32 protein-coding genes and 1 tRNA gene are annotated in these 26,217 nt (G+C 51.0%); 2 read left to right on the top strand and 31 right to left on the bottom strand.

The window, feature by feature from the left end:
* Positions 1 to 29: 29 nt before the first annotated feature.
* The 22 genes from ACR64Q_RS09745 to ACR64Q_RS09640 form a co-directional block, all read right to left on the bottom strand.
* Positions 30 to 281: a hypothetical protein gene (locus tag ACR64Q_RS09745; RefSeq protein WP_026600646.1), complete on the bottom strand. Its 252-nt coding sequence runs from the start codon at positions 279 to 281 to the stop codon at positions 30 to 32.
* A 419-nt stretch (positions 282 to 700) separates the two neighbouring features.
* Positions 701 to 1,522 (bottom strand): hypothetical protein, encoded by an 822-nt coding sequence (locus ACR64Q_RS09740; RefSeq protein ID WP_026600645.1) that lies wholly within the window; start codon positions 1,520 to 1,522, stop codon positions 701 to 703.
* A 96-nt stretch (positions 1,523 to 1,618) separates the two neighbouring features.
* A complete protein-coding gene (locus ACR64Q_RS09735; protein WP_026600644.1) occupies positions 1,619 to 1,918 on the bottom strand; it encodes a HigA family addiction module antitoxin in 300 nt (99 codons plus the stop codon).
* Positions 1,915 to 2,229 (bottom strand): addiction module antidote protein, encoded by a 315-nt coding sequence (locus tag ACR64Q_RS09730; protein ID WP_026600643.1) that lies wholly within the window; start codon positions 2,227 to 2,229, stop codon positions 1,915 to 1,917. Before ACR64Q_RS09730 ends, ACR64Q_RS09735 begins: the two co-directional genes overlap by 4 nt.
* Positions 2,222 to 2,551 carry a type II toxin-antitoxin system RelE/ParE family toxin gene (locus ACR64Q_RS09725; protein WP_313734497.1) on the bottom strand — a complete coding sequence of 110 codons (330 nt, stop codon included), beginning with the start codon at positions 2,549 to 2,551 and terminating at the stop codon, positions 2,222 to 2,224. The genes ACR64Q_RS09730 and ACR64Q_RS09725 overlap by 8 nt, the downstream gene beginning before the upstream one ends.
* A gap of 44 nt (positions 2,552 to 2,595) precedes the next feature.
* A complete protein-coding gene (locus ACR64Q_RS09720; protein ID WP_026600641.1) occupies positions 2,596 to 2,985 on the bottom strand; it encodes a hypothetical protein in 390 nt (129 codons plus the stop codon).
* 12 nt (positions 2,986 to 2,997) lie between these two features.
* Positions 2,998 to 3,234, bottom strand: a complete 237-nt coding sequence (locus ACR64Q_RS09715) for a hypothetical protein (RefSeq protein WP_026600640.1) — start codon at positions 3,232 to 3,234, stop codon at positions 2,998 to 3,000.
* A gap of 12 nt (positions 3,235 to 3,246) precedes the next feature.
* Positions 3,247 to 4,317 carry a tyrosine-type recombinase/integrase gene (locus tag ACR64Q_RS09710; protein ID WP_313734496.1) on the bottom strand — a complete coding sequence of 357 codons (1,071 nt, stop codon included), beginning with the start codon at positions 4,315 to 4,317 and terminating at the stop codon, positions 3,247 to 3,249.
* Positions 4,317 to 4,859 (bottom strand): hypothetical protein, encoded by a 543-nt coding sequence (locus tag ACR64Q_RS09705; protein ID WP_081733735.1) that lies wholly within the window; start codon positions 4,857 to 4,859, stop codon positions 4,317 to 4,319. The genes ACR64Q_RS09710 and ACR64Q_RS09705 overlap by 1 nt, the downstream gene beginning before the upstream one ends.
* Before the next feature lies 1 nt (position 4,860).
* Positions 4,861 to 5,217: a hypothetical protein gene (locus ACR64Q_RS09700; RefSeq protein ID WP_081733734.1), complete on the bottom strand. Its 357-nt coding sequence runs from the start codon at positions 5,215 to 5,217 to the stop codon at positions 4,861 to 4,863.
* Between the two features lie 144 nt (positions 5,218 to 5,361).
* Positions 5,362 to 5,438 (bottom strand) — tRNA-Met (locus ACR64Q_RS09695).
* A gap of 120 nt (positions 5,439 to 5,558) precedes the next feature.
* On the bottom strand, positions 5,559 to 6,389 hold the full coding sequence (locus tag ACR64Q_RS09690) for a heme-binding protein (protein ID WP_026600638.1): 831 nt from the start codon (positions 6,387 to 6,389) through the stop codon (positions 5,559 to 5,561).
* Between the two features lie 173 nt (positions 6,390 to 6,562).
* The gene (locus tag ACR64Q_RS09685) at positions 6,563 to 7,072 is read right to left on the bottom strand and encodes a phosphatidylglycerophosphatase A family protein (RefSeq protein WP_026600637.1); all 510 of its coding nucleotides are present in this window, start codon (positions 7,070 to 7,072) and stop codon (positions 6,563 to 6,565) included.
* Complete coding sequence (thiL, locus tag ACR64Q_RS09680; protein WP_026600636.1) at positions 7,056 to 7,988, bottom strand: thiamine-phosphate kinase; 933 nt, start codon at positions 7,986 to 7,988, stop codon at positions 7,056 to 7,058. Before thiL ends, ACR64Q_RS09685 begins: the two co-directional genes overlap by 17 nt.
* Entirely contained in the window at positions 7,988 to 8,431 is a 444-nt protein-coding gene (gene nusB, locus ACR64Q_RS09675; protein ID WP_020481571.1) for a transcription antitermination factor NusB, read from the bottom strand. The genes thiL and nusB overlap by 1 nt, the downstream gene beginning before the upstream one ends.
* Positions 8,431 to 8,907 (bottom strand): 6,7-dimethyl-8-ribityllumazine synthase, encoded by a 477-nt coding sequence (gene ribH / locus ACR64Q_RS09670; RefSeq protein ID WP_313734494.1) that lies wholly within the window; start codon positions 8,905 to 8,907, stop codon positions 8,431 to 8,433. The genes nusB and ribH overlap by 1 nt, the downstream gene beginning before the upstream one ends.
* A 44-nt stretch (positions 8,908 to 8,951) precedes the next feature.
* Positions 8,952 to 10,064: a bifunctional 3,4-dihydroxy-2-butanone-4-phosphate synthase/GTP cyclohydrolase II gene (ribBA, locus tag ACR64Q_RS09665; protein ID WP_026600634.1), complete on the bottom strand. Its 1,113-nt coding sequence runs from the start codon at positions 10,062 to 10,064 to the stop codon at positions 8,952 to 8,954.
* Positions 10,061 to 10,717, bottom strand: a complete 657-nt coding sequence (locus tag ACR64Q_RS09660) for a riboflavin synthase (RefSeq protein WP_020481574.1) — start codon at positions 10,715 to 10,717, stop codon at positions 10,061 to 10,063. Before ACR64Q_RS09660 ends, ribBA begins: the two co-directional genes overlap by 4 nt.
* A 37-nt stretch (positions 10,718 to 10,754) precedes the next feature.
* Complete coding sequence (locus ACR64Q_RS09655; RefSeq protein ID WP_026600633.1) at positions 10,755 to 11,015, bottom strand: hypothetical protein; 261 nt, start codon at positions 11,013 to 11,015, stop codon at positions 10,755 to 10,757.
* A 4-nt stretch (positions 11,016 to 11,019) separates the two neighbouring features.
* A complete protein-coding gene (gene ribD, locus ACR64Q_RS09650; protein WP_026600632.1) occupies positions 11,020 to 12,111 on the bottom strand; it encodes a bifunctional diaminohydroxyphosphoribosylaminopyrimidine deaminase/5-amino-6-(5-phosphoribosylamino)uracil reductase RibD in 1,092 nt (363 codons plus the stop codon).
* On the bottom strand, positions 12,101 to 12,559 hold the full coding sequence (nrdR, locus tag ACR64Q_RS09645; protein ID WP_020481577.1) for a transcriptional regulator NrdR: 459 nt from the start codon (positions 12,557 to 12,559) through the stop codon (positions 12,101 to 12,103). Before nrdR ends, ribD begins: the two co-directional genes overlap by 11 nt.
* Positions 12,560 to 12,642: 83 nt before the next feature.
* Entirely contained in the window at positions 12,643 to 16,014 is a 3,372-nt protein-coding gene (locus ACR64Q_RS09640; RefSeq protein ID WP_313734493.1) for a mechanosensitive ion channel domain-containing protein, read from the bottom strand.
* Positions 16,015 to 16,059: 45 nt separating this feature from the next.
* Here ACR64Q_RS09640 and ACR64Q_RS09635 point away from each other — a divergent pair, with 45 nt between their 5' ends.
* Entirely contained in the window at positions 16,060 to 16,722 is a 663-nt protein-coding gene (locus ACR64Q_RS09635; RefSeq protein WP_313734492.1) for a class II aldolase/adducin family protein, read from the top strand.
* 36 nt (positions 16,723 to 16,758) lie between these two features.
* Entirely contained in the window at positions 16,759 to 17,013 is a 255-nt protein-coding gene (gene grxC, locus ACR64Q_RS09630) for a glutaredoxin 3 (protein ID WP_020481580.1), read from the top strand.
* Positions 17,014 to 17,171: 158 nt separating this feature from the next.
* Here grxC and ACR64Q_RS09625 read toward each other — a convergent pair whose 3' ends face one another.
* From ACR64Q_RS09625 to trpB, 9 genes are all read right to left on the bottom strand, one after another.
* On the bottom strand, positions 17,172 to 17,750 hold the full coding sequence (locus ACR64Q_RS09625) for a PilZ domain-containing protein (RefSeq protein ID WP_026600629.1): 579 nt from the start codon (positions 17,748 to 17,750) through the stop codon (positions 17,172 to 17,174).
* Positions 17,751 to 17,836: 86 nt separating this feature from the next.
* Positions 17,837 to 19,027 (bottom strand): O-succinylhomoserine sulfhydrylase, encoded by a 1,191-nt coding sequence (locus ACR64Q_RS09620; RefSeq protein ID WP_313734491.1) that lies wholly within the window; start codon positions 19,025 to 19,027, stop codon positions 17,837 to 17,839.
* Between the two features lie 11 nt (positions 19,028 to 19,038).
* Positions 19,039 to 20,547, bottom strand: a complete 1,509-nt coding sequence (gene purF / locus ACR64Q_RS09615; protein ID WP_020481583.1) for an amidophosphoribosyltransferase — start codon at positions 20,545 to 20,547, stop codon at positions 19,039 to 19,041.
* 12 nt (positions 20,548 to 20,559) lie between these two features.
* Positions 20,560 to 21,078, bottom strand: a complete 519-nt coding sequence (locus ACR64Q_RS09610) for a CvpA family protein (protein ID WP_020481584.1) — start codon at positions 21,076 to 21,078, stop codon at positions 20,560 to 20,562.
* A 42-nt stretch (positions 21,079 to 21,120) separates the two neighbouring features.
* Positions 21,121 to 21,957: an SPOR domain-containing protein gene (locus tag ACR64Q_RS09605; protein WP_313734490.1), complete on the bottom strand. Its 837-nt coding sequence runs from the start codon at positions 21,955 to 21,957 to the stop codon at positions 21,121 to 21,123.
* An 11-nt stretch (positions 21,958 to 21,968) separates the two neighbouring features.
* Complete coding sequence (gene folC / locus ACR64Q_RS09600; RefSeq protein WP_313734489.1) at positions 21,969 to 23,234, bottom strand: bifunctional tetrahydrofolate synthase/dihydrofolate synthase; 1,266 nt, start codon at positions 23,232 to 23,234, stop codon at positions 21,969 to 21,971.
* Positions 23,235 to 23,245: 11 nt separating this feature from the next.
* Entirely contained in the window at positions 23,246 to 24,187 is a 942-nt protein-coding gene (gene accD / locus ACR64Q_RS09595; protein WP_313734488.1) for an acetyl-CoA carboxylase, carboxyltransferase subunit beta, read from the bottom strand.
* A 24-nt stretch (positions 24,188 to 24,211) separates the two neighbouring features.
* Positions 24,212 to 25,015 carry a tryptophan synthase subunit alpha gene (gene trpA, locus ACR64Q_RS09590; protein ID WP_313734487.1) on the bottom strand — a complete coding sequence of 268 codons (804 nt, stop codon included), beginning with the start codon at positions 25,013 to 25,015 and terminating at the stop codon, positions 24,212 to 24,214.
* Positions 25,012 to 26,214, bottom strand: coding sequence for a tryptophan synthase subunit beta (trpB, locus tag ACR64Q_RS09585; RefSeq protein WP_313734486.1), 1,203 nt, complete (start codon positions 26,212 to 26,214; stop codon positions 25,012 to 25,014). Before trpB ends, trpA begins: the two co-directional genes overlap by 4 nt.
* Positions 26,215 to 26,217 lie beyond the last annotated feature (3 nt).

The raw sequence follows: 26,217 nt of genomic DNA, 5'->3' as shown, positions 1-26,217 counted from the left end.
GCCACGTTGATAAGTCGTCTGAAAGAGAATTAGGCTTTTTGACTAGCAAACCACTTCGTAAACAATGGCTCGTTGATGTAAAACTTTCTGGCCGACAAAATCACCGCGCCGGACTTCGACAATCCATTGCGCGCGCGATTACGCATGAACCAAGTCAATTGACCGGGTGTGAACTTGTCGGCGTACTTTTCCTGGAATTTTTCAAGAATAAGAATCTCCCCTAGAGAAGCATCATTAAAACCGTCGCAAGCGCCGGTATAGTTGCTTGGTTGTTTTTCCATAGTTATCCCTCGTTAATATTCATGGTGTTGAAATTTGGAAGCGACTCAAAGCGCCTGCGCATATTGTCGCGCAGATTAAAGAATACAAAGGCAGTCAAGGAGTTTCAGGAATCAAGCGAGGGAGTATCAATGGGTTTGATTTGTTTTCATGAGTACCCCCCGTTGATTTGTAATGTCCCGGCGCGGTTGACGACGCTTGGTGCAAGATAACGGAGGCGAAGATGAGATAAAAGGAAAGATTAGAAAGATGTTTACAGACATATCTTTCCTATAATATTCAATTGCTTACAAATATATAGGGGATTTTTTTACTAAAAAATATTTTCCTAACCAATTGATTTTATTAGCTTAATTTTTCGGAAAACTGCGGCCCACGGTGTCAAGCTTAACAGGCGTATTTTTCCGTTTAATTAAAAATATTAGTTTTTATTGTGTTTTGGAGTCCAATCATGATTAATATAATTTGAGGTCTTTATAGTTGTAAAAGGGTAAAAAATGTTAGTTATGTTCTCCAAACTTGATTTAGATAGATTTGTTAATTTATTCGGCAAATGACCATCATCAATTAGCTTACGCAACGTATTAACAAAACCTCTAACGAAATCACCTGCACCACGCTTTGACGAAAACTTCAAAGGATCAAATCCTGAATCATCATTATTATATTCATCCATCCAACCACCTATTGCCATGACTAAAGCAGCTACCGATGGCATAACATCTGCACCATACTTAATGAGCAACTTAGAAAACTCTTTAGCAAACTCATTTTCATAAGAACATCCGCGCCAAAACTCACCATTCTGATGTAAATTATTTTGGATTTTAGCCGCGCGAGTCATCAGCGGAATATCAGGCCTCAACGGACAATGCTTAATCAACAAAGCCGAGAACTCAATAGATTTTGAACTAATTTCTTGGTAAATAAGCTTCTTCTCTCTCATTATTTCAGCGTCTTTTTTTGCCTCGCATGATGACCAATTAAATCCAGCCAACAACAAACCAAATGAAAATGCCATCCATTGCTCGTCACTGTTTAATATTCCATCTAGCTCGCACAACGGTGGTATTAAATTTACTTTTTTGCTATTTAAAACTTTCCTAACAGAATCAAATTCATGATCATTTAAATCAAAACAATGATCGTACCCATAACCAACGGGATCATCATAAACAAATAAATGCCTAGCACCCCAAGGTAAGCCGTTTTGTTTAATCCAATCTAATACGTTATCGTCCATTAACACCTCTCAAGTGTCACTCTCACAAATAGTTACCAAGCCAGGCGGGTGAGAAATCCGCTTTTCGATTGGCCGATCTAGGCTTGGTAAAACAGGTTACGCCGCCTCTGGTCGAGGCGCCGGCGTGACATTGGGGCGTGGTTTGTGGCGAGCCTGCCATAGGTCATACTCGGCCTGCATACGCACCCACGTTTCGGCAGTCGGGCCACTGGTCCACGCTTCCAATCGAATCGCCATTTCTGCGCTGATCGCCGCCTTGCCGTTGATGACCCTCGATAATGCCACGCGGGATACACCCAATTGCGCAGCCGCATCGGTAACGCCAATACCCAGCTCGGGTAAAACGTCCTCTTTCAAAATACTGCCCGGATGGGGTGGGTTAAATTGGGCGGTCATGCTGCCGTCTGGCGATGTACCGATAGTTTCAGCCCGACCGCCTTAGTAACGGCTAGCAGGGTTTTGATGGTGGGGTTACCTTTGGGCGACAAGGCCCGGTATAAGCTTTCGCGTTTAATACCCGCCCGCTCGGCAACTTCCGCCATACCTTGCGCTTCCGCAATCTGGCGTAGTGCCGCCAATAACGCTTCGCGGCCACCGGGCTGGTCAACCTCTTCTAACGCTGCCGCTAGATATTCATTGGCAAAATCAGGATCTTCGCGTAATAGCTCGATAACCGTTTGGTCGTGTGGTTTTGATGCTTCACTCATGGTCTGTTCTCTGCTTCCAGTCTTTCCAATAGGCAACGGCTTTGTCGATGTCTCCCTGTTGTTTGCGCTTGTCGCCACCGATTAGTAACAGCAGCAGCTTGGCCCCGGCCTGCGCGTAATACACGCGATAGCCGGGACCGTAATCAATGCGCAGTTCCCATAAGCCGTCTTGTATGGGCTTGCAGTCGCCGAGATTACCGGCGGCCATGCGTTGCACCCTGGTTAATACCCGAGCTTTCGCTTGTCTATCCGCCAAGGCTGACAGCCAATCCTTGAAGGGTAGCCGCCCATCGGCGGCCTGGTAGTCTTCAATTTGATACATTGTGGATTATAAGTTACAAGTAGACAACTGCAAGCGGTTTACCGTTAGGCGTCGGCTTCGCTTTCCGAAGCATAACGCGGCTCGACAGCTTCGACTATTTGATGCAGCTTCGCCGCCGCCATTCTGGCGCCATCGACCAAGGCTGCCAAAACAAATCGATCTTCTATGGTGTCGTCAGCCCATAGTCGCGCCGACAACGTTTTGGTCAATTCTTCGATAGCATTGATAAATTTGAAAGCGTCTTGTTGCCCCTCGGTCTGAAGGATTGAACTTAGTTCCGCCGATGCCGCGCGGGCGGCATCGACCTGCGCGGCCATGGCAAGCCGGTCCTTTATAGCTTCGTCATGCCACAGGCGTTCCGACAGCATTTCGGTTAATTCTTCGATAACGTTGGTGAATATGAAAGGGTCTGATTCTGGTCTGGACAATGACATGGTGGTTACTCCTTATGCGTTGGGGGTTTCGTGGCTATCCCAAGCCTTAATGCTGCGGTCGATGGCCGTCAACTCATCTATTACTACCCCAATTGCTGGTAATAATTCGCTGTTCTCCATCGCACTAAAAACTAACTCCAAAATGCAACGCGCCCGCTCGGTTTTAATCACTATGTCATCAAATAGATCTATCAGGTCTCTGGTATTAAGATCGCTATTGTTGTTATGTTCTTGGTTTTCTGTATTCATGATGTTCTCCTGTTATTTCTGGCGGATTGCCGCAGTCATCACCCGCTCGACCAGCTTCGATTTGTGCTCGGTGGATAGGTGCGCGTAGCGTTTGGTGGTTTGGGTGGATTTGTGGCCTAGCACTTCGCCAACCTCATAAAGGGAAGCGCCGGACATGGCCAGCAAACTGGCGGCACTGTGGCGTAAATCGTGAAACCGGAAGTTTTCGATTCCCGCTTCTCGTAATGCCTTATCCCAATGCTTTTTGAACTCGAACGGTCGTTCTGGCTTGTTCTCGCTGGCAAAGATAAGCGAGACACCGACTTGGCGCAGCGGCCGTAGCTGGTCCACAACAAAGTCAGGCAGAGGACACCAGCGGGATTCGCCGTTTTTGCTGGTTGCCAACCTGGCCAGGTTGTTATCGAAGTCGATGTCACTCCAGCGGAGGTTAAGCACTTCGGCTTTACGCATGCCGGAAGTCAGCGCCATCAACACCAACAAATGCAGCTTATCCCAGTCTGATTTTTGACACGCCGCCAGCAGCCGTACCCGTTCGCCTTCATCCAGGAATCGATTAATCTGGTTGTTAACCTTGCGAGCGGCCACCCGGGCGACCGGGTTGGCAACAACATAACCCTCGAAAATCGCATATCTGAAAATCGCCGACAGCACGGTGCGATAACGATTGACCGTAGACGGCGAACGGTCTCGATTGATTGCTTTGGTCTTGCCGGCGCCATCGCCACGCAGCACCTTGCCCGCTTCAAAAGCTTTAAGCCGTTGGCGGATCATATCCGCGCTGATGTCGACCAACTTATAGTCACCCAGGCAAGCTTGCCAATACTGGGCCCGCCTGGCTTGGTTGACCGCGTCCTTGCCTTGCCATTGCCGCATGTATTCGTCGACCAAATCAGCAAACCGCAAACCAGCACCGCGCGAGCCCAAGGCCTCCGTCATTTCGTGGTCAGACTCGATGCGCTTTACCCAGGCTTGCGCATCGCCTTTGCGGGTGAAGGTTTTGGATTTTATTGCAATGCCGCGCTGGGTGATGATCGCTTTATAGACGACACCCGACTGGCGTTCAATTTTTCGGATGGTGGCCATTAGGCTGGCCTCTCTTCGCTGAAAGCTGCCGAAAATTGCGGCAAAGCGTAGTCTCTCAGGTCGAGTGATAACGCAAGCTGTCGCAATGTTTCCGGATCAGAGTCTACCGGCAGCGATTCAAGCAATCGCTCATATACGTCTCGGCCACGTGACAGGGAATAAAGTATGCGTTTTCGTGGATCGTCATCACCCTCGCCAACATAAAAGCAGCGCAAATCTCGAAGGCAATACCCTGTCAGGCCAAAAACGTTGCCAAAGCGCCGCGCCTCACCCTCTGTGGGAAAGCCGGGAGAGGCCAACAAATGATTGTCAGGATGATGAACAGTCCAAAGTCGAATGACTGGGTGGTCGTAGGCGCCGCATGTCTTACACTGCACGCTACCGCCGTCGGGAAAATACGGATAAACCTCAGCAGGCAAGAAAAACCCTTCAGGATCACCGCATGAAGGACAATACGCAAACCGGTCAAATAGGAAATAATCTGAATTGACACAAGAAACGACCGGACCCGCGTTGTGTTGCCTTTTAGGAATAGTGGTCATGTCATTCCACCCCGCGGCTAGTTAACGGCTCCACGACCTGTGGAAACCTATCGAAGACCAAGGGGCTGCTTTCCGAATAATTGCAGCCAACATCCTCAGCCAAACAATTGATGGTGTTCTGTGCATCACCGGCAATTGAGTGTATTGCCTGGAGCGCATTACGTAAAAGGCGTGGGTTGGTATGAAATTTTGAACTTTCAGACGCGCAAATAAGCAAATCTGAAAATAATTCGATTAAATCAAACGCTTCTTGCGAAGTTTGATCAATATGAGTGATGGTTTGTTTGAACGTTTGGACATCAGCACCAGGTTCTGGTCGTGATGTTGATGGGGTTTGTTTTGAATTTATTGCGGACATAAAAAAAGCCCTCGGTGTAACACAGGTTCTCTGGAACCTTTTTGAAAAAATCCACATGTGCCCTAAACGGTGCCCTGTGGCGTTTTTTCAACGTGTTAAACCGATGGCTTTATGATTATTATCCTTAAGAATCAATCAGTTATCTGGTAGCGGGGGCAGGATTTGAACCTACGACCTTCGGGTTATGAGCCCGACGAGCTACCAAGCTGCTCCACCCCGCGATTGATTTGACTTATTATACAGACCTTAAATTATTTAGCAAGCAATAAACATGCTATTTGTTAAATAATGCCAACAGATAAGTTCCTTATGTGCTTGCTGTTGCTTTTAAAATCTGATTATTAGGGTTGGCCGGCTGGCAAATCCGCTGTACTCAGATCGGTATTTAAACAGGTCGGATGACCGAAACCATTTGCACTAACACCGGTACCTCCGTTCGGATTGGTGGTAATGTCATAAACGATATTATCAGGACGCTGTGGGTCGCCACTCACTCCCCCGACGCCGACGATATGGTCAAGCCCCAGATTATGCCTGACTCTCCAGGCGATATTATGATCGGCACAAGATGTGTCGCCGCTTAAACCGACGCCACCGACCAGCGTTTTACCCACTGAATACAAGCCTAGGCCACCACCGAATACATTAATGCCACCAATTTTTGACCCAACCATAGGATCTTGAGGAGTACCGTTTAAGCCTGAATTTCCACCGTAAGCAACGCCGGTTTCAACTGGATTGCTCTCTTGAAGTCCGAATAAACTACCACCAGGCTGTACCGCTGAATATAAATTCGCTGTCGATAACGCCAAACCATTGGGCTTGCCGGAACCAGCAGAATCTGAGGAAGAATCAAGACTGAGCGAATTGGCTGTGTTGGCTTTTTGCGCTGAGATAACGCGACTGGCCGGCCACTGTGCGCCCCGATTGGTGCCGGAAAACGCTACGGCACAAACCACGCCGTCACGATTAACTAATGTGGCCCACATATGCAAATTAAGCCCGCTTTCCTCCGCACTCACTGCGTCGTCAAGTGCAGCTTTTAATGTGGCGTGATTGGGCAAACCCCGACAGGCATGCCCCACCCCTTTATTGTCATCTTTATCGGCGATTGCCGCACCGGTGTTGGCCAGCATCAAAAGTGAAGCAGCGAATAACCATCGTGTATTCATAAAAAGCCCTCCTAATTGTTTGTATATTTATTAGGCTTGAGGCTTAATATTTTCCGCAACGCAGCCTTCAATCAGTCCCCCAAACCGACATGGATTTTAGTCGCATGAATTATCATGGGTCAAATGAGAACAATGCCAAAAAACACTGACTGTTAAAAAATCGTTAATTCAGTTCAAACTGAAAAATCAAACCAGAGGCGCATAATCAAGGCGGCAAAGACGCCTGCCACCACGTCGTCCAACATAATGCCAAATCCACCGTGCACGTGCTTATCGAGCCATTTGATCGGCCAAGGCTTGACGATGTCGAACAAGCGGAACAACACAAAACCCGCCAATAAGCTCTGCCAGGAAAAGGTTATGCCGGTCATCGTAATCAAAAATCCGGCTACTTCATCCCAAACGATACCGCCGAAGTCATGGACTTGCAATTTTTTAGCGGCTTGATCGCAAATCCAGATACCGATGCAAACGCTGACCAGCGTTACCGTTAGATAAATCCACTCATTCGTTTGCAGCAAAGCGAGGTATAGCGGAATAGCGGCGAGCGTACCCATCGTGCCGGGCATGGTTTTGGATAAACCGGAACCGAAACCAAACGCCAGAAACAAGGTAGGGTCTTTGACGATTTGCAACGCACTCAAACGTGCGTTGCCGTAATGCTCCTTAAGAAAAATGCTCAAAACCCTTCACCTCGAATGCCTCCACAAACCCTGCCCTATTCATCCGCAAACCCGGCTCGGCCTCGATACGCCCCACACAAGTAGCCGCAGGCAATGATTGAGAACGATCCGCCGACACAGTAAAACACAATTCGTAATCATCGCCGGCAATCAAGGGCATGCGCCAATCGCCGCTGTGCTCGATAAACTCTCTCACTGACGCGGATAGCGGTAAGTTGTCCCATTGCAAACACGCACCAACGCCGCTTTGTTCCAAAATATGCCCCAAATCGGCAGCTAGTCCGTCGGAAATATCGATACAGGCATTGGCGACGCCGCGCAGCGCCAAGCCTTCCGACACCCGCGGCTGTGGTTGGTTAAAGCAACGCAAAGCCAACTCCTGATCGGAGCAGGCATAACCTTGTTTAATTTTCAAACCCAAACCGGCATTACCCAGTTGACCGGTGACATAAATCAGATCACCTGCCTGGGCCCCGGAACGCAATAGCGCCCTACCCTGCGGCAGCACCCCCATCGCTTGCACCGTCAAAGTCAACGGTCCGGACGTGGTGTCGCCACCAATCAAATCGACATTATGTTGCCGAGCCAGATTGATAAAGCCATTCGAGAAAGCTTGTAACCAAGTTTCATCGACTTTGGGCAAGGTCAACGCCAATGTCACGGCGAACGGCTCGGCACCCATTGCCGCCAAGTCACTTAGATTAACCGCCAATAATTTATGACCCAGCAGCTCAGGATCCGCGTCAGCAAAAAAATGCACATTCTCGACCATGGTATCGGCGGTGACGGCCAATTGGTAGCCGGATGGAATGTTCATTAGCGCGCAGTCGTCGCCTATGCCCAATTGATTAAACGGATGCCGAGGGGCATGCACCGCAAAATAGCGGCGGATAAGATCGAATTCGGCGACCGCCATCAGTTTTGGATTTTCGCCTGCTTGGCGGCTATCTCGACGGCGCGCTGTTTTTGCGCGACTTTATCGAGAATACCATTCACGTATTTATGACTGCCGTCGGCGCCGAAATCCTTGGCCAGATTGACGCCTTCGTTAATGATGACTTTGTACGGGGTTTCCAAGCGGTTGATCAGCTCGTATGCGCCAATGCGCAGGATAGCGCGTTCCACCGGATCGATTTTTTCGACCGGCCTATCGACGAACTCGGCCAGCGCGGCGTCTATCACATCCAATTGTTTCGGTACGCCATGAAACAGCTCGCTGAAATAAGTTTTTTGCGCGCCTTTCAGATGCTCTTCTTCCAGAAAATAGGTTTCGATACGGATCAGGCTCTCGCCGGACATTTGCCATTGATACAGCGCCTGTACCGCGCACTTTCTGGCGTTGGTTTTTGCTTGACTCATTAAAGACCCAGGTTATTAAAGAGACTGACCATTTCTATCGCCGATAAAGCAGCTTCCGCGCCTTTGTTACCGGCTTTGGTACCGGCGCGTTCGATCGCTTGTTCGATGCTGTCCACCGTCAACACGCCAAAAGCCACCGGCACGTCATATTGCAATGCAACTTGCGCAATACCTTTCACGCATTCGCCAGCCACATATTCAAAATGCGGTGTGCCACCGCGAATGACTGCGCCCAAAGCGATAATTGCATCGTATTTTTTGCTGGCAGCAATTCGTTGCACCACCATCGGCAACTCAAACGCGCCCGGCGCTTTTACCAGGGTAATGTTGTTTTTATCCGCGCCATGACGAACCAAAGCATCGATCGCGCCGCCTTCCAGTTGTTCGACAATAAAACTGTTGAAACGCGAAGAAACAATGCAAAACTTGCCGCCTTGCGCGGAAAAGTTGCCTTCCAGAGTCGTGACTGTTGCCATCTGTTTACCTGTTGTTGAATGATTGAAATCTTTTAAAATCAAAATCAATGCGTCGCATCGATATGCTCGACCACTTCCAAATCGAAGCCGGACAAGCCTATGTATTTTTTCTGCGCACCCATCACCTTTAAACGCCTTACTCCCAAATCCGAGAGGATGCGGGACCCGGCCCCGGTGGTGCGCCAATCCGAATCGGCACTTAAATCCTGACTGTTTTTGACGCCATGATCCTGCATTTGATAGGCGTGAATCAGCTCGACTAAATCCTTGTTGTTTTCTTTCTGGCGGATAATCACCAACACACCGCGCCCTTCTTCGGCGATATTTTTCAAGGCTTCCCGCACCGGCAGACTGCAATCGCTGCGCTTGGAAAACAATAAATCGTCGATCAAATTACGGGCGTGGACACGTACCAACACCGGTTCGTCGCCAGCGACATTGCCCATCACCAAGGCCAGATGCACATTATCGTCGTTGCAATCCTGGTAGGCATACAATCTAAAATCGCCGAATTCGGTCGGATAGACGCATTCGCTGATCCGCTCCAGGGTATTTTCGTGTTTGATGCGGTAGTGGATCAAATCGGCGATGGTACCGATTTTCAGATTGTGCTGTTCGGCAAACACTTCCAGATCGGGCCGGCGCGCCATCGAACCGTCGTCGTTCAGGATTTCGACAATCACCGCCGCCGGCTCAACACCCGCCAGCCTAGCCAGATCGCAACCGGCTTCAGTGTGACCAGCCCGATTTAACACGCCACCGGCTTGCGCCATCAATGGAAAAATATGCCCGGGCTGCACCAGATCGCTCGGCTGGGCATTTTTCGCTACCGCCGCCTGCACGGTCAAGGCGCGGTCGGCGGCGGATATACCGGTTGTCACGCCGGTAGCCGCTTCAATCGATACGGTGAAATTGGTGGTATAAGGCGTATTGTTGTCGCTGACCATCAGCGGCAAACGCAACTGCTGACAACGTTCACGGGTTAAGGTCAGACAGATCAGGCCACGGCCGTATTTGGCCATGAAATTGATGTCTTCCGGCCGGGCAAAGGCCGCCGCCATCAACAAATCGCCTTCGTTTTCCCGGTCTTCATCGTCCATGATGATGACCATTTTGCCTTGGCGAAGGTCGGCTATGATTTCTTCTATGCTATTCATTTAATAAAGCCTGCGTTTTGTAATAAGGCCTCGGTGACACCGCCTTGACTATAAGCTGCGGTTTCGCCTTTCATCAAGCGCTCCAAATAACGGGCCAGCAAATCGACTTCCAGATTCACCTCGTTGCCGGCTTCGGTGCTACCCAGGGTGGTTTCTTGTAAGGTATGCGGCACGATGTTCACGGAAAAATACGCGCCGTCGACAGTGTTGACGGTGAGACTGATGCCGTTGATGCAAATCGAGCCTTTTTCGGCGATGTATTTGGCTAGCGAATCCGGCGCCTTGAATTTGAAGCGGATCGAGCGGCCATCGGCCTGCTTCTCGACCACTTTGCCGATACCATCGACATGACCGCTGACGATATGTCCGCCCAGGCGGCTGGACGGCGTCATCGCCAGCTCCAGATTAACCGGCGTACCGGTACTTGCTGTCTTTAAGGTGGTGCGCGATAAAGTCTCGTTGGAGACGTCGGCGCAAAAATAATGTTCGCCCAATTCCACGGCGGTCAGGCAAACGCCGTTCACCGCAATGCTGTCGCCCAAGGCGCATTCGCTCAACGACAGCTTGCCGGTATCGATAATTAACCGGCAATCGCCACCTTTAGGCTGGATGGTCTTGATTTTGCCGATGGCTAAAATAATCCCGGTAAACATGGTTATCACTCTATAAAAGTAAAAATGTCCGTAACGATCAGCGCGGCGCTGGCTCGGAGGATTGCTTTGGCGCGTGGGGGGGCGGGTCTTTCTTTAGCGACTTAGCCGGCTTACGATAAACATCAACGGTTTGATAGGTGCCGCTATGATAATCGTAGATTTCGATTTCGTGCTTTTCGCCAATCAATTTGCCGCCTTGAATCTGCAAGGTACTGGTTTCCGGGGTATCGTCCTCATCCGCCGTCGCCGAAGCAGGCAGCAGGCTAAATACCAATGTCATGACAATAATACTTTTCATCGTTTCAATCGGTTTTTGCTTGATAGCGTAATCTTAAATCCGGTCCAATTTGCCGGGCTTCGATCAGGCGCAGTGTTTTTTTATCCTGCATGGTCAGCATGCCCGGCAGACTAAATAGGCCGCGCCCTTGATCGCCCAACACACACGGCGCCATGTAAATCAACCATTCATCGATCAGTCCGCTATTGAGCAGCGCACCATTCAGCGTGGCGCCGGCCTCCACCCAAGCCGTGTTGATTTGTAACTCGGCCAGCAACTTAAAAACCTGTACCAAGTCTGCGCGCCCGTTCCGCGCATCGACCTGAAAGACTTTGCAGCCCACGTCGCGTAATTTCTGCTGTTTTAGCGCGTTGTCGCTACAGGTAATAATCCACACATCTACCGCATTGTCCAACAGCCTGGCGGATAAGGGCATGCGTAATTGCGAATCCAGCACCACTTTGACCGGCTGCACCGCATCGAAATCGACGCGCGCATTCAATTGCGGATCGTCGTACAACACTGTATCGATGCCGGTGACAATTGCGCTGCTGGCCGCCCGCAAGATCTGTACGTCTTGCCTGGCTTGGGCGGATGTAATCCATTGACTCTCGCCGGAGGCCAGCGCGGTACGGCCGTCGAGGCTCATGGCCAGCTTGCTGCGTATCCACGGTAAACCCAGCTGCATACGTTTAAAAAAGCCTTGGTTTAGCTTTTCTGCTTCTTGCTGCAAGACGCCGACCAGCACCTCAATGCCTGCCTCCCGGAGTTTTTGCAAACCGCGTCCAGCCACCAGGGGATTGGGATCCTGCATCGCCACCACGACCCGGCTGATCCCGGCAGCGATCAGCGCGTCGCTGCAAGGGCCGGTTTTACCATGATGGCTGCAAGGCTCCAATGTGACATAGGCTGTGGCGCCCCGCGCATTATCTGTTTTAGCCAGCGCATCGACTTCGGCATGGGCAAATCCGGCGCGTTGCGTCCAGCCCTCGGCAATCACGTTGTCGTCTTTGACCAACACACAACCGACATGGGGGTTGGGATCGGTTGTGTATTTGCCCTTTTCCGCCAATTTGACGGCGCGCGCCATATAGGCCGCGTCTTGACTAGGCGTCATGCTTTTGCAGATTTTCGATCATCGCGGTGAATTCGGAGACATCCTGGAAGCTGCGATACACCGAGGCGAAGCGTACGAAAGCGACATGATCAAGTGTTTGCAATTCTTGCATCACCAGTTCGCCCAATTCGCGAGCCGGAATTTCCCGTTCGCCCTTCGCCGTCAGGGCTTTTTTGATGCGGCTAAGCGCCGCTTCGACGGCGTCCACTTGTACCGGGCGCTTTTCCAGGGCCCGCTGCATGCCGGACCGCAGCTTGGCTTCGTCGAAACTTTGCCGGGCGCCATTGCGTTTAATGATGCGCGGCAAGGTCAATTCAACCACTTCAAAGGTGGTAAACCGCTCTTTACAGGCCACGCATTCGCGGCGACGTTTGACTTGATCGCCGTCGTCGGCCAAGCGGGTATCGATCACCCGAGTATCTTGTGCAGAGCAAAACGGACAACGCATAGTAAAGAGCCAAATCGAGATTCAAAGGGCGGCCATTTTATTACAGAATGGCTTTATATTGAAATCGGCTAATAAACCGCACCTCATTCGTTCAATATCCCTTTCGCGACCGAGCGGATATGCACGTCGCGTTGCGGAAAAGGTATCTCGATATGGTGGGCCAGCAAAGCTTCGTAAATTTTTGTGTGCAGGCGATGGGTAACGACTGTCCTATCGCTGAGTTCGCGGACGAATACGTTAATTTTGAACTGTAGGGCACTATCGCCAAAGCCGACAAAGATGACCAACGGTTCCGGGTCGCTCAGCACTTGCTCTACGCTTTTTACCGCATCGGCCAGAATTTCCTCCACCATTGCCACGCTGGTGCCGTAGGCCACGCTGACCGGCACCACCACCCGGGTGACGGTATCCGACAGAGTCCAGTTGATCAAACGGTCGGTAATAAAGGTTTTATTCGGCACCACCAACTCTTTTCTATCCCAATCGACAATATGCGTCGCTCGCATTTGAATGCGGCTGACCCGGCCGGTCACATCGCCGACCGTCACCGTATCGCCAACGCGAATCGGCCGCTCGAACAACAAGATAATGCCCGACACCATATTCGCGAAAATCTCCTGCAAACCAAAACCCAAACCCACCGACAGCGCAGCCACCAGCCATTGCACTTGCGACCAACTGCCGCCCAGCTCTTTGGCAACCGCCAGAAAGGCGATGGTTATTAAGGAATAACGCACTAACTGGATCAACGCATAACGACTGCCGGCGGTCATCGCGAACTTGCCGGCGGTTACCAAATCCACCAAGGCTGGAAAATTGCTGGCAAACACAAAGGCCAGGCCGCTGTACACTAAGCAAATCAGCAAATTGATCAGAGTGATGGGTTGTAATGTTTCTTTACCTTCCACCATTTCACTATGCTGCCACAGCACGACCTGATCGAACACTGTCAAGGCCGGCAAAATATCGCTCCAGATCATCCAGAAACCCATCAACATGATCACCATCACAACCGTGGTCAATAACTTATGGCTTTGCTGATTGATTTTGGAAATATCCAGTAATTGCTCCTCGACCGGATAGCCCCCTTCCAAGTTGGCGCTACTCACGGCAGCTTGTTCGACCTGTTTACGTTTTTGTCGCGCATTTTTTAAGGCCAATTGCCGTTCCGTGTTGCGCAACCAACGCAATACCAAGCCCTGGAACAATACGGTGATAAAAATCAAGCGTAGCGTTAGTAGCAACTTTTCCTGCAACTCCAATGCGCTTTGGTAGTAGCCCGCCACCGCAAAGCCGATGATGACCAGCGGCGTCAAGACCGCGATACCGTACCAGAGGTAACGCAAACTGCTGAGCCAGCCATCGGATTGTTGATAGAAATTTTTGCCTAAGCCGGTCAGGGGTTGCGTGAGGCGATGCAACACGTAGCTCATCATCAACATCATCACGATCATTGCCGTTCTACCCAGCGCATGACTGTGTTCCGAAAACAAATCGCTACCGGTCATCGCGGTGATAAACACGCAAGGTACGAGCACGAATCGCGCCCATTTCATTTGCGCGTAAAGTAACTGGACCGCATGTTGCGGCCACTGCAACAAGTTGTCGGCGACACCGCCGGGTTTAAACAAACGAAACACGAATTGCACTATGCACAAGGACACAGCGGTGGCGGTCAGGCCTTCGGCAAAAGCATGGCTAAACAGATCGGCCCGAACGTTCAATATCAACACACCAGCCATCCAGGCCATAAGCAATGGACCCGATAAGGAGAGCAATAACAGATATAGCAAGCTGGATAAAATTTCCGCAAATTCTTGATTGACGGCTTTTTTCCCTAACAGCTCCGTCAAGCGCTGCTTGACGCCGGCACGAAAGCGCCCATGGAATATCACGACACTCAAACCACCGAGTACCAACAGCGGCAAATGAGTGATACTGCCCCAAAAGCCGCTCAGCACCCCTAGCCAGTTCCCAGGACTCATAAACCACAGCAAGGAGGAGAAAATATCTTGCAGGAAATATTTGTCGATAACCGGGGCACTTGGCACCCAGAGCAAGCGTTGATCCAAATACGCGCTAAATTTGTCGGCTATACCCAGCATTTGCTGCAAACTAAAATCGACATCGCCCAGCACGCGGCCGTATTCGTTGTAACCGTTAGCCAGTCTTGCCACCAGATCTTTCTGATCGTTCAGCAACATCCGCAGCTCGGTACGCACCCTCAGCTTTTCCGCGTCCGGTGTGTTCTCCGGCAACTGGGCAATACGCGTCAACAACAGTTGATTAATATCGACCAGGCCTTTTTTGGCTTCATCCAGCTTGAACATTTCCAAACTCGCCAGCGCAATCTGATTTTGAATCTCGTCGCTCAAGGTGCTGTATTGTTTGCGTTGCGGCAAATTACGGCGCTGTTCGCGCAGTAAATTACCCAAGGCCGGACTTAAACCCGCCAGGCTGATTTTTTGCTCGGCGCTTTGAAAGTCCTTTTCCAGTTGTTTGTAGCGGACGTCGATTTCGTTTTTCTGGAGCGAGTACAGCTCCGTATTTTTATTGATTTCCTGCAAACTGCGGTTGAACTGCATGTTCTCTTTCGTGGCAGCGCGAATTAACGGATGCTTGCCCTCCGCTTCTTTTTCCGCCTGCAATAACGCTGCTTGTTCTTTGTCGGTTTCCTGCTGACGCCGCTCAAGCAGGAAATTATCGAGGTCGGCAATCACCAAGCTCTGTTGCTCGCGTTGCAAGGTCAACAGATGGACACGATCTTTATTGGTTTGCAATTGCAAAGGATTGCTAAGATTTTCCAGTTCCAGTGTTTTCAGCGTGCTGTTTAACAGGCGAATTCGGCTATCCAGCTGCACTTGCCTGGCTTCTTTTTGATATAGATTATCGCCGGCTTCAGACGCCAACACTTGCTGTTCACGCTGACTGGAGGCCTGCTTACTCTTGACTTCGGAGACTTTTTCCCTGATCAATTGCGGGCGGCCGCTCAGTTCGGCCAAAGTGGCTTCGATACGGCTAATCTCCGCATCCAAATCGCTAAGCCGGGTTTTTTCGATAAGCAGCCGTTGCTCTAACTCATCCGTCGGAAAAATCGCTAGTTTCTCCGGCTTACGAGTTTTCAAATTGGCTTCGGCCTCGGCTATTTGTTTTGCCAATTGCTTAACTTCTACCGGCAAGCTGTTTAATGCCTGCTTGAACGATTCAGCCTGTTTATCCTGGGCCTCCAATTCATTGAGGTTGTCTTCGCTCTCATGATAAGCGGCCAGAATCCGGTTTTTCTGCTCTTCAGGCAGATTTTGCTTGTCTTTGACGGTCTGAATACGTTGTTGTATGTCGGCAAGCGATAGGGATTTAATCGCCGGCTTTTGATTTGCGGCGTGGGCTAGGTTTAAACTGATCAGCAAAAACAGCAAACAAAAGGCAAAGCCGGATCTTAAAAAATTAGGTTTCATGCGTTGGCTGGATAACAAAATAAATCTTAAAAACACATTATAAGAATGGAAAACGGATTGAGCGAACTGGAAGGTGTTATTAAATATCGCCTTGATCATCAGCATAACGAGTTCGCTGCGGACATCGACATCAGCGAACTCAATGCCTGGCGTAGCCTGTTTTATCGCTTGCGGCTGATTGGGCAAATAGCCGAAAAATATGCCGGGCTGGGGTTTGGCAACATCAGTCGGCGCCTGGTTCCCGGCGGTCAGGCGTTTTTGATCTCCGGCACTCAAACCGGACATTTGCCGGTTCTTGACAAACAACACTATGCGCTGATCGAAAGCGCATCGCCGGAACGTAATGCCATCAAGTCGCGCGGCTTATCTCAACCGTCCTCGGAAGCGCTCACCCATGCCAGCGTTTACCAGCAACACCCAGCGATTAACGCCGTGATACATGTGCACTGTCCGGAGTTGTGGTTGCAGACCGACCGGCTGAATCTGGCTTTTACTGCGGCAAACGTGCCCTACGGTACCCCGGAAATGGCCAATGCCGTTGCCGCGTTATTTACCTCAGGTAGACTGCAACAAACTGGATTATTCAGCATGCTCGGCCACGCAGACGGGATTGTGGGGTTTGGAGCGACCTTACCCGAAGCGTCCTGCTTATTAATCGAGCAACTCGCCAAGGCCATGGCTATTGAGCAAAACCGGCCGTGGCTTTAGAATACCTGCATTCATTAGCATTTATTAATTTTTCTCATGCCGGACATTATCATTTACACCGCTAAACTCTGCCCGTATTGCACCATGGCAAAAAAACTTTTTGATCGCAAAGGCGTCGGCTATACGGAAATCAATGTGGATGCCGAACCTGGACTACGTCAGCAAATGATGGAAAAAACCAAGCGTCGCACCGTACCGCAAATCTACATCGGCGAGCGACATATAGGCGGGTTTGATGACTTGCATGAGCTGGATATGAACCACGAGTTAGATCCGTTACTAAGCGCTTAAGCGGGTCAACACTGGTTTTGACATACCTTCCTGGACATCATCTTTATTGAATGACGCCAATTGCGATAAAGCGCCGTGTATTATTTGTCTTGGGTAAATGACCGGCCTAAAAATGCCCAAAATGCATGAGTCAACGGCGCAAGCAGCCCATTGTGGCCTTATTTGACGATCACCAATTGCAGACCAAGGCGGGTGACCAATTCGTTGCTCTCTACCCAAACCACTTTGCCCAAAGCGCTCAATCCAAGTTCGGCAGCCAACAGCTTAACCGGAGCGTTGATCTTGATGCAGGGATGATTACCCGTTAGCTTCAAGCACATGCCCTCTACCGAACGATTCACGCCCTCCACACTGAAACGCTCCTTGTCGATAAACAATTCGGCTTTAAACGCTTCCAGTTTGCGGTAACCGCGCCGCTTGCGCCAGAGCTTGTGGGCATTGTGCACGACATCGCGAAACTCCATGCCCATCATGATGCGATTGCGTTCGCGTTTTACCCAAACGATATCGACTTCGCCAGCCAACATCAATTCCGCGACAAATATTTCCGCTCGCCGATCTTCATTCAACAACGCTTCAAAATCCTGGATAGTGGTGAGCAGGTCACCAGGACTGACTTCGACCATCGCGCCTTTCAGCGACACGTCGTAGCAATTCAGTTGCAAGGTTTCGCCGCCAACAAATAATTGGCCTTCCGCGTTAAAGTTTTTTCGGTACTCTTTTCTATCCTGAAACATGATCGCAATCTCTCTATAACGTCGGTCAAAGATAGCTTAATTTTTGATTTGCGTTGCGCGGCGGCAGGCTTTACCTACCTGCACCATCAGCAATTCGTCAGTCCGTTAAGCAAATCGGCCTTGATGTCATCGATATTTTCCAAACCCACCGAAATTCTCACCAAGCTGTCTTTGATGCCGGCCTCGGCGCGCGCTTCAGGCGTCAAGCGACCATGCGTGGTCGTTGCGGGATGGGTGATAGTGGTTTTTACATCGCCCAAATTCGCGGTAATCGACAACATCCGTGTCGAGTCAATCAGCTGCCAGGCGTGATCTTTACCGCCTTGCAATTCGAAACTGACCACTGCGCCGAAATGCGTCTGCTGGCGCTTAGCCAACTCGTGCTGGGCATGCGATTCCAATCCAGGGTAATGCACCTTGGCAACCGTCGGTTGTTGCTCCAGCCATTTGGCCAGCTCGAACGCATTATCGCAATGCGCTTTCATGCGTAAAGCCAGCGTTTCCAGTCCCCCTAAAAACACCCAGGCATTGAACGGACTCATCGTCGCACCGCCGGTACGCAGATAGGGATACACGTATTTTTCGATCAATTCTTCGTTGGCCACCACGGCGCCACCCACGCAACGCCCTTGGCCATCGATGTATTTAGTCGTGGAGTGCACCACCAAATCCGCGCCCAAGGTCAATGGCTGCTGCAAGATCGGTGTGCAAAACACGTTATCAACCACCAACAACACTCCATGCCGATGGGCAATGTCCGCCAACGCACGAATATCGGCAATTTCGATCAATGGGTTAGAAGGGGTTTCCAGAAACAGAAACCGGGTATTGGGTTTAATCGCCGCTTCCCAGGCCGCCGGCTCGGTCAGGCTGACAAAATCGGTCTCGACGCCAAACTTGCCGAAATAATTCTGGAAGGTCAATACTGTGTTACCGAACACACTGCGCGAACAGACCACATGGTCGCCGGCTTGCAGCAAAGCCATGCCCACGGCCATGATCGCCGCCATGCCCGACGCAAACGCCAGACAACGCTCGCCCTTTTCCAAATAAGCTAAACGCTCCTGAAACGCGCTGACGGTCGGATTGGTGAAGCGCGAGTAGATATTGCCGGGTTGTTTTCCGGTAAAGCGCAGGGCTGCTTCCTCAGCCGATTTGAACACATAGCTGGAGGTAGCGAAAATCGGGATGCTATGTTCGTCTTCGTGAGTGCGCTTATGCCCGGTGCGGATGGCCAAGGTTTCCGGGGCGTAGTCTTGCCAATCAAATTCACTCATTTCGGGTCCTGTTACTTTGCAACTTGCATCTCTATGATAAAGCTGCTGCTGTTACGCAATTCCTGCGCATTGTCATTGCGCAAGGCTTCGATGCGCGCCAGATAAGCATCGTCGATATCGCCGGTAATGTAATCATGACTGAAACATGAGGTATCGAAATGCTTGATGTCCGGGTTACCTCGACCGACCGCTTCAATCAAATCGTCCAAGTCTTGATAGATCAGCTTGTCGGCGCCCAGAGCCTCGCAAATCTCATCCTCGGTGCGATCATGCGCAATCAGTTCATGCGCGGCCGGCATGTCGATACCGTAAACGTTGGGATAACGTACCGGTGGCGCCGCAGAGGCAAAATATACTTTATTGGCACCGGCATCGCGGGCCATTTGGATAATCTGCTCGGAAGTAGTGCCGCGCACGATGGAATCGTCCACCAGCAATACATTCTTACCGTCGAATTCCAGCGAAATAGCATTCAGCTTTTGCTTGACCGATTTTTTACGCATTTTTTGCCCAGGCATGATGAAAGTCCGGCCGATATAACGGTTTTTCATAAAGCCTTCGCGAAACTTCACACCCAGGTCATGAGCAATTTGCGAGGCGGCGGTGCGGCTGGTATCCGGAATCGGAATGACCACGTCGATGTCGTGGTCAGGCCATTCCCGCTGAATTTTTTCGGCCAGTTTTCTACCCATCCGCATTCTGGCTTTGTACACCGAAATATTGTCGATGATCGAATCCGGCCGGGCAAAGTAGACATATTCAAAAATACACGGACAATGATCGACGACTTCCGTACACTGCTGGGTGTGTAACTGGCCGTCTGCTTCGATAAATACGGCCTCACCCGGCTCGATGTCGCGAATCAATTGAAAATCCAACACATCCAGCGCCACGCTTTCCGATGCGATCATGTAATCAGTGCCGTCATCATTTTCTCGCTTGCCAAACACAATGGGCCGGATACCATGCGGATCCCGGAAGCCCAACACGCCAAAGCCGGCGATCATGACCACGACTGCATACGCGCCACGGATACGTTTGTGCACGGCTCTAACCGCTTGAAACACATCGTCCACAGTCAATTTAAGTTTGCCGAATTGCGCCAGTTCATGCGCGAATACATTCAACAACACTTCCGAATCAGAATCGGTATTGATGTGACGTTGGTCATCCATAAACACCTGATATTTCAATTCTTCGGTGTTGGTCAGGTTGCCGTTGTGCGCCAAGGTCAAACCGAACGGAGAATTCACGTAAAAAGGTTGGGCTTCAGCCGAACTGGTGCAACCGGCGGTCGGATAGCGCACATGGGCAATACCCATATTGCCTTTCAGCTTCATCATTTGCTTGCTGGAAAATACATCCCGCGCCAAACCGTTATCCTTACGCAAATGCAAACGGCTACCGTCGCAAGTTACGATGCCGGCGGCGTCCTGGCCGCGATGCTGAAGTACCGTCAGGGCGTCGTACAAATCCTGATTAACACTTTGATTGGAAACAATAGCGGCAATACCACACATAGCAGACCCAAGTTATCGATAATGGATGTAATCCGCCAAACCGGTCGGCATGTGGGTTTTCAACCACACTGCCAAGGCTTGGAACGGAGGAATGAGAAGGGATTGTTTCCACCACGGATCTTCCGGCAACGGCGTTAGGCCGGCCAGCATCACCAATAAGGAAACCAGTACCGCCCCGCGGGCAATACCGAATAACATACCCAGCAAACGATCACTACCGGTCAAGCCGGTTTTTTCGATAAGCTGACTCAGCAAAAAGCTGATTAAACTACCCAAAATCAAGGTGGCGAAAAATAGCAACGCGAATGCGGCGGCAATTCTAGCGGACGGATAGCTGATGGTGGATTGCAGTAACACCGAAACATCCCGGCAGTACTGCGTTGCAACCCAAACCGCCACCATCCAAAGCACCAACGCAAACGCTTCTTTAATAAAACCGCGCAGTAGACCCATTATCGCCGAAATCGCGATAATGGAAATGACGACGTAATCCACCCACAGCAACTTGGCCCAGGGTACAAAATCCAACATGGTCTAGCCAGCTAAATCAAACAATACGAGGTTGGCAAATGGCTATTCGTCCGCGGAAACAAAACTGTTGACGTTAATTTGCGCCAGCTTAGCCTTCACCGCCTGGGCCTTGGCTTTATCGACGATAGGCCCTATGCGCACTTTAAAAACGGTACCTTTATCGCTGGCAACCTCTCTGACCGATGCGGCGAAACCTTGTTGCTTCAGATTATCCTGCAAAGTGACTGCGTTAGGTTTTTGACTGAAGGTACCCACTTGCAAATACCAGCGATTGCTGTCCTCAGCCGCCGCCGGCGCTTTGCTGGCCGGTGTAGCCACCTGTGCAGGAGCCGGAACTGCCGCTACCTCTGCTTTTGGTTCTGGTAATTTGTTAACCGGTTTAAGCACTTTCGGCGTCGGACTGACCGCTTGTAAAGGCTGGACAGCAGGCGCAGGCGATTTGCTCGGTTTAGTCAGGACTGCCGGCGGCACATCTTCCGCTTCAGCAGGTTCTTCATCGACTTGCGCGACCGCCGCCGCTGGCGCAGCGGGTTTGGCAGCCGGCAGACTCCGTGGCGCCGGCGCAGTGTCTTTGGCGGTCAATTTAACTTGCGGCTTAGGCGCTTCCAACTCCGCTTCAGATTCCCCTTCTTCCAGCACTTTCACCGCTTGTTTGGGTGCATTTTCAGCAGGCAGAGTTTCCGCCACCTCTTCAACTTTTTCCGGCAGAGGCATGATTTCCACATCCTGAGCCTTGGCGGGTAGCTCGGGGATTTTCAATTCATTGATGCTTTTGCCTGTTTCGTCGATCGGGTCGTCAAATAACATCGGCACGAAAATCGCCGCTAATGCGGTGATGACCGCCGCACCAATCAATCGCTGCTTTAACTCTTGATCCATTCTGATCACCTCTATGAAAATTTCGATAAATATTCGGATACTAGAAAAAAAGAACCAAAAATCAAAAGCAACTCGTCTTGCCCGGTGTTTTGCCGAGCAGCTTGAAATGCCTCGGTAAAATCGGCAAAACCGCTACGGACATTGTCCAGGCCTTGTTGCTGAAAGATGGTTTCTAACATATCCGCACTAGCAGCGCGAGGATTAACCAGCGGCGCTAAGTACCAAGTTGTCACTTTGTCGCGCATCATGTTCAATACGCCGGCTATATCTTTATCCCGCATCATCGCAAAAACTGCGTGTATTCTGACTTCGGGGAAGTATTCGTGCAAATAGTCGATTAGTGTTTGCACAGCTTGCGGGTTATGCCCCACGTCAAGCAAGATTCGCGGCGAGCCGGCAATCGATTGAAAACGCCCGGATAGCTGGGCACTTTGCAAGCCTTGCCGAATTGCATCGTCACTGATCGCTAATAGAGGCTGTAGGGTTTTTATCGCCATTATCGCCGACGAAGCATTTCGATATTGGTGCTCACCCTTAAAGGCCGGCGGTGGCAAGCGACTGATTTGCGTATCAGCAGACCGCCATTCCCAGCCGTCAACCTGTTTCTGATACGTGAATGCGTTGCCCATTTGCAGTACGGTGGCCCCTACTTGCTCCGCCACTTCGACTACCGAGCGAGGCCCTTGTTGATCGCCGATTATCGCCGCCACGCCCGGCCGGAAAATACCGGCTTTTTCCCGACCGATGGCTTCTTCGGTATGACCCAGCCAATCGACATGATCGAGTGCTATCGTCGTCACAATAGCCGCATCGGGATCAACAATATTCACCGCATCGAGCCTGCCGCCAAGACCGACTTCCAGCAACTGAATATCCAGATCCGAGTCGGCAAAGATTTTCAACGCCGCCAATGTACCAAACTCGAAATAGCTCAAACTGATCTCGCCGCGCGCAGCATCGATACGACTAAAGGCCTCGCAAATCAAAGCGTCGGCAACGGGCTCGCCATCAATACGAATACGTTCGTTATAACGCAAAATATGCGGCGATGTGTAAGCACCCACTCTATAGCCCCCGGCGCGATATATCGCTTCCAGAAATGCTACGCACGAACCCTTGCCGTTGGTGCCGGCAACTGTAATAGTCAGCGGCTTTTTCTGCTCGGGGTTAAGCTGCCGATATACGCCGGCAACCCGTCCCAATCCCAAATCGATAGGCCGAGGATGTAATTTTTCCTGCCAGTCCAACCAGGCTTGCAGCGAATCAAAACGTGTCATTTCGACCGTATTTATTCCTGAGGCTGCGGATTATCTCTCTCACCCTGATTGCTTAATGGCTCACTGTAAGGAATAACGTCGACCACGTCCGCGCTGCTGCTACCGGCGCACATAATAGCCAGAATACTGGCTATTTTATCGCGCATCTCGCGGCGATCAACGATCATGTCTATCGCTCCGTGTTCCTGCAGAAATTCGCTGCGCTGGAAGCCTTCCGGCAACTTTTCACGCACGGTTTGCTCGATGACTCGCGGACCAGCAAAACCGATTAAGGCGTCCGGTTCGGCTACGTTTATGTCGCCCAACATCGCCAGACTGGCGGAAACACCGCCCATAGTTGGATCGGTCATGAAGGAAATATACGGAATTCCGGCTTCGGCTAATTTGGTTAAGGCCGCGCTGGTTTTGGTCATTTGAAACAGCGAGAACAAAGACTCCTGCATTCTGGCACCGCCGCTGGCAGTAAAGACGATGAACGGCACACCCAAACGCAAACTTTCGTTCACGCCGCGCACGAATCGCTCGCCAACCACCGAGCCCATCGAACCGCCCATGAAACCAAAGTCAAACGCCGCAGCGACGATACCTGCGCCTTTCAGCGTACCTTTCATCACCACCAATGCATCGTTCTCGTTGCTTTGTTTTTGCGCCTGACTGATGCGATCTTTATAGCGTTTGCTGTCCTTAAATTTCAAAGGATCGCTGGGCTTTAATCCAGCGCCGATCTCTTGACGGCCATCTTCATCCAAAAACATATTCAGCCGTTTGCGCGCCGAAATGCGTAAATGGTGATCGCATTTTGGGCAAACGCTTAAGTTTTTCTCTAGCTCGGCGTTGAACAAAATCGCATCGCAACGCGGACATTTATTCCACAAGCCTTCCGGCACGGTGGTTTTCTTCTGCGAGGATTCGGTTCTGATGGCAGAGGGGACCAGTTTTTCAAACCAACTCATTCGGTGTAGTCTCCGCTTGAAAGCTTAAACATCCATGGCTGCGCGCATGGATTTCAACAGGGTGATGATCTCATGCTTGGCTTGCTGAGGATCATCGAGATTTGCTTCAATTTTACTGATCAGCGCACTACCCACCACGACGCCGTCGGCAATCGCAGCGATAGTCTTCGCGGTATCGGCATCCTTGACTCCGAAACCAACCCCAACCGGCAAAGCGGTATTCTGGCGAATCAGTTGTAATTTTTGTTCGACATCGGCGGTATCCAAATGCCCGGCACCGGTGACGCCTTTCAGCGACACGTAATATAAATAGCCGCTGCCCACTGCATCCATTTTCTGAATCCGTTCAGCAGTGGTGTTAGGCGCCAGTAAAAAAATCTGATCTATACCGCGCTCGCGCAGCATATGGACGCAAGCCTCGGATTCTTCCGGCGGCAAATCCACGGTCAACACACCGTCAACATCGGCGCGTTGCGCAGCATTGGCAAAATCTTCGTAACCCATGATTTCGATCGGGTTTAAATAACCCATCAACACCAACGGCGTGGTCTGATCGGTTTTCCGAAACTCGATGGCCATGCTCAATACTTTTCGCAAACCGACATGGTGCGACAATGCACGCTCGCTGGCGCGTTGTATCACCGGGCCATCGGCCATCGGATCGGAAAAAGGCACTCCCAATTCAATAACGTCGGCACCAGCCGCGACCATTTCGTGCAGCAAAGGGACGGTGAATTCCGGATAAGGATCACCGGCAGTGATAAACGGAATTAAGGCTTTACGGCCGGAGGCTCTCAATTCGGCAAATTTGTTAGCTAAACGGCTCATAAACTGATGCCCTCGCGTTGCATAATCGTTTGCATATCTTTATCGCCGCGTCCGGACAAATTAATAACAATGATTTGATCCTTGCGCATGGTGGGCGCCAGTTTCATCGCATAAGCCATGGCATGGCTGGATTCCAGAGCCGGAATAATGCCTTCCATACGGGTTAAGGCATGAAAGCCCGCCATGGCTTCGTCGTCGGTTATGTTCACATACTGGGCACGACCGGTATCTTTCAGCCAAGCATGCTCAGGGCCAACGCCGGGATAATCCAGGCCGGCGGAGATAGAATGGGTTTCGATGATTTCGCCATCGTCGTCAGCCATCAAATACGTGCGGTTGCCGTGCAATACGCCAGGACGGCCGGCACATAGCGGTGCTGAATGACGACCGGTTTCAACGCCGTCGCCGGCCGCTTCGACGCCGATCATTTTCACGGACTTGTCGTCGATAAACGGATAAAACAAGCCGATGGCATTGGAACCGCCGCCCACGCAAGCAAGCAGTACGTCGGGCAAGCGGCCGGTTTGGTCTAGACATTGTTGACGGGCTTCGCGGCCAATCACAGCCTGAAAATCCCGAACCATGGCGGGATAGGGATGCGGACCGGCTACGGTGCCAATAATATAAAAAGTATTATCGATATTGGTCACCCAATCGCGCAAAGCTTCGTTCAATGCGTCTTTGAGGGTTTTAGAGCCTGATTGCACAGGCACCACGGTGGCGCCCAACAACTTCATTCGATAGACATTCAGGGATTGGCGGGCCACGTCCACTGCGCCCATGTACACCACACACTCCAAACCCAGACGGGCCGCGACAGTCGCGGTGGCGACGCCATGCTGACCGGCGCCGGTTTCGGCGATGATGCGGGTCTTGCCCATACGTTTAGCCAACAGGGCTTGACCGACCGTGTTGTTAACTTTGTGCGCGCCGGTATGATTGAGATCTTCGCGCTTCAGATAAATCTGCGCACCGCCCAAATGCTTACTCCAGCGTTCTGCATGATACAGCGGCGACGGTCGACCGACATAATCCTTGAGATCGGCATCCAACTCAGCGAGGAACTCCGGATCCTGCATATAGCGCTGGTAGGCTTCGTTCAATTCGGTAATGGCCGGCATCAGCGTTTCCGCCACAAAAATACCGCCGTAAGGCCCGAAATGGCCCCGGGCATCCGGCATATCGTATCTTTCTGTCATAGT

It is taken from the genome of Methylomonas sp. 2F7, from assembly GCF_057126975.1.
Note: the sequence above shows the minus strand (reverse complement) of the source record. Positions and strands in the feature narration are given on the sequence as shown.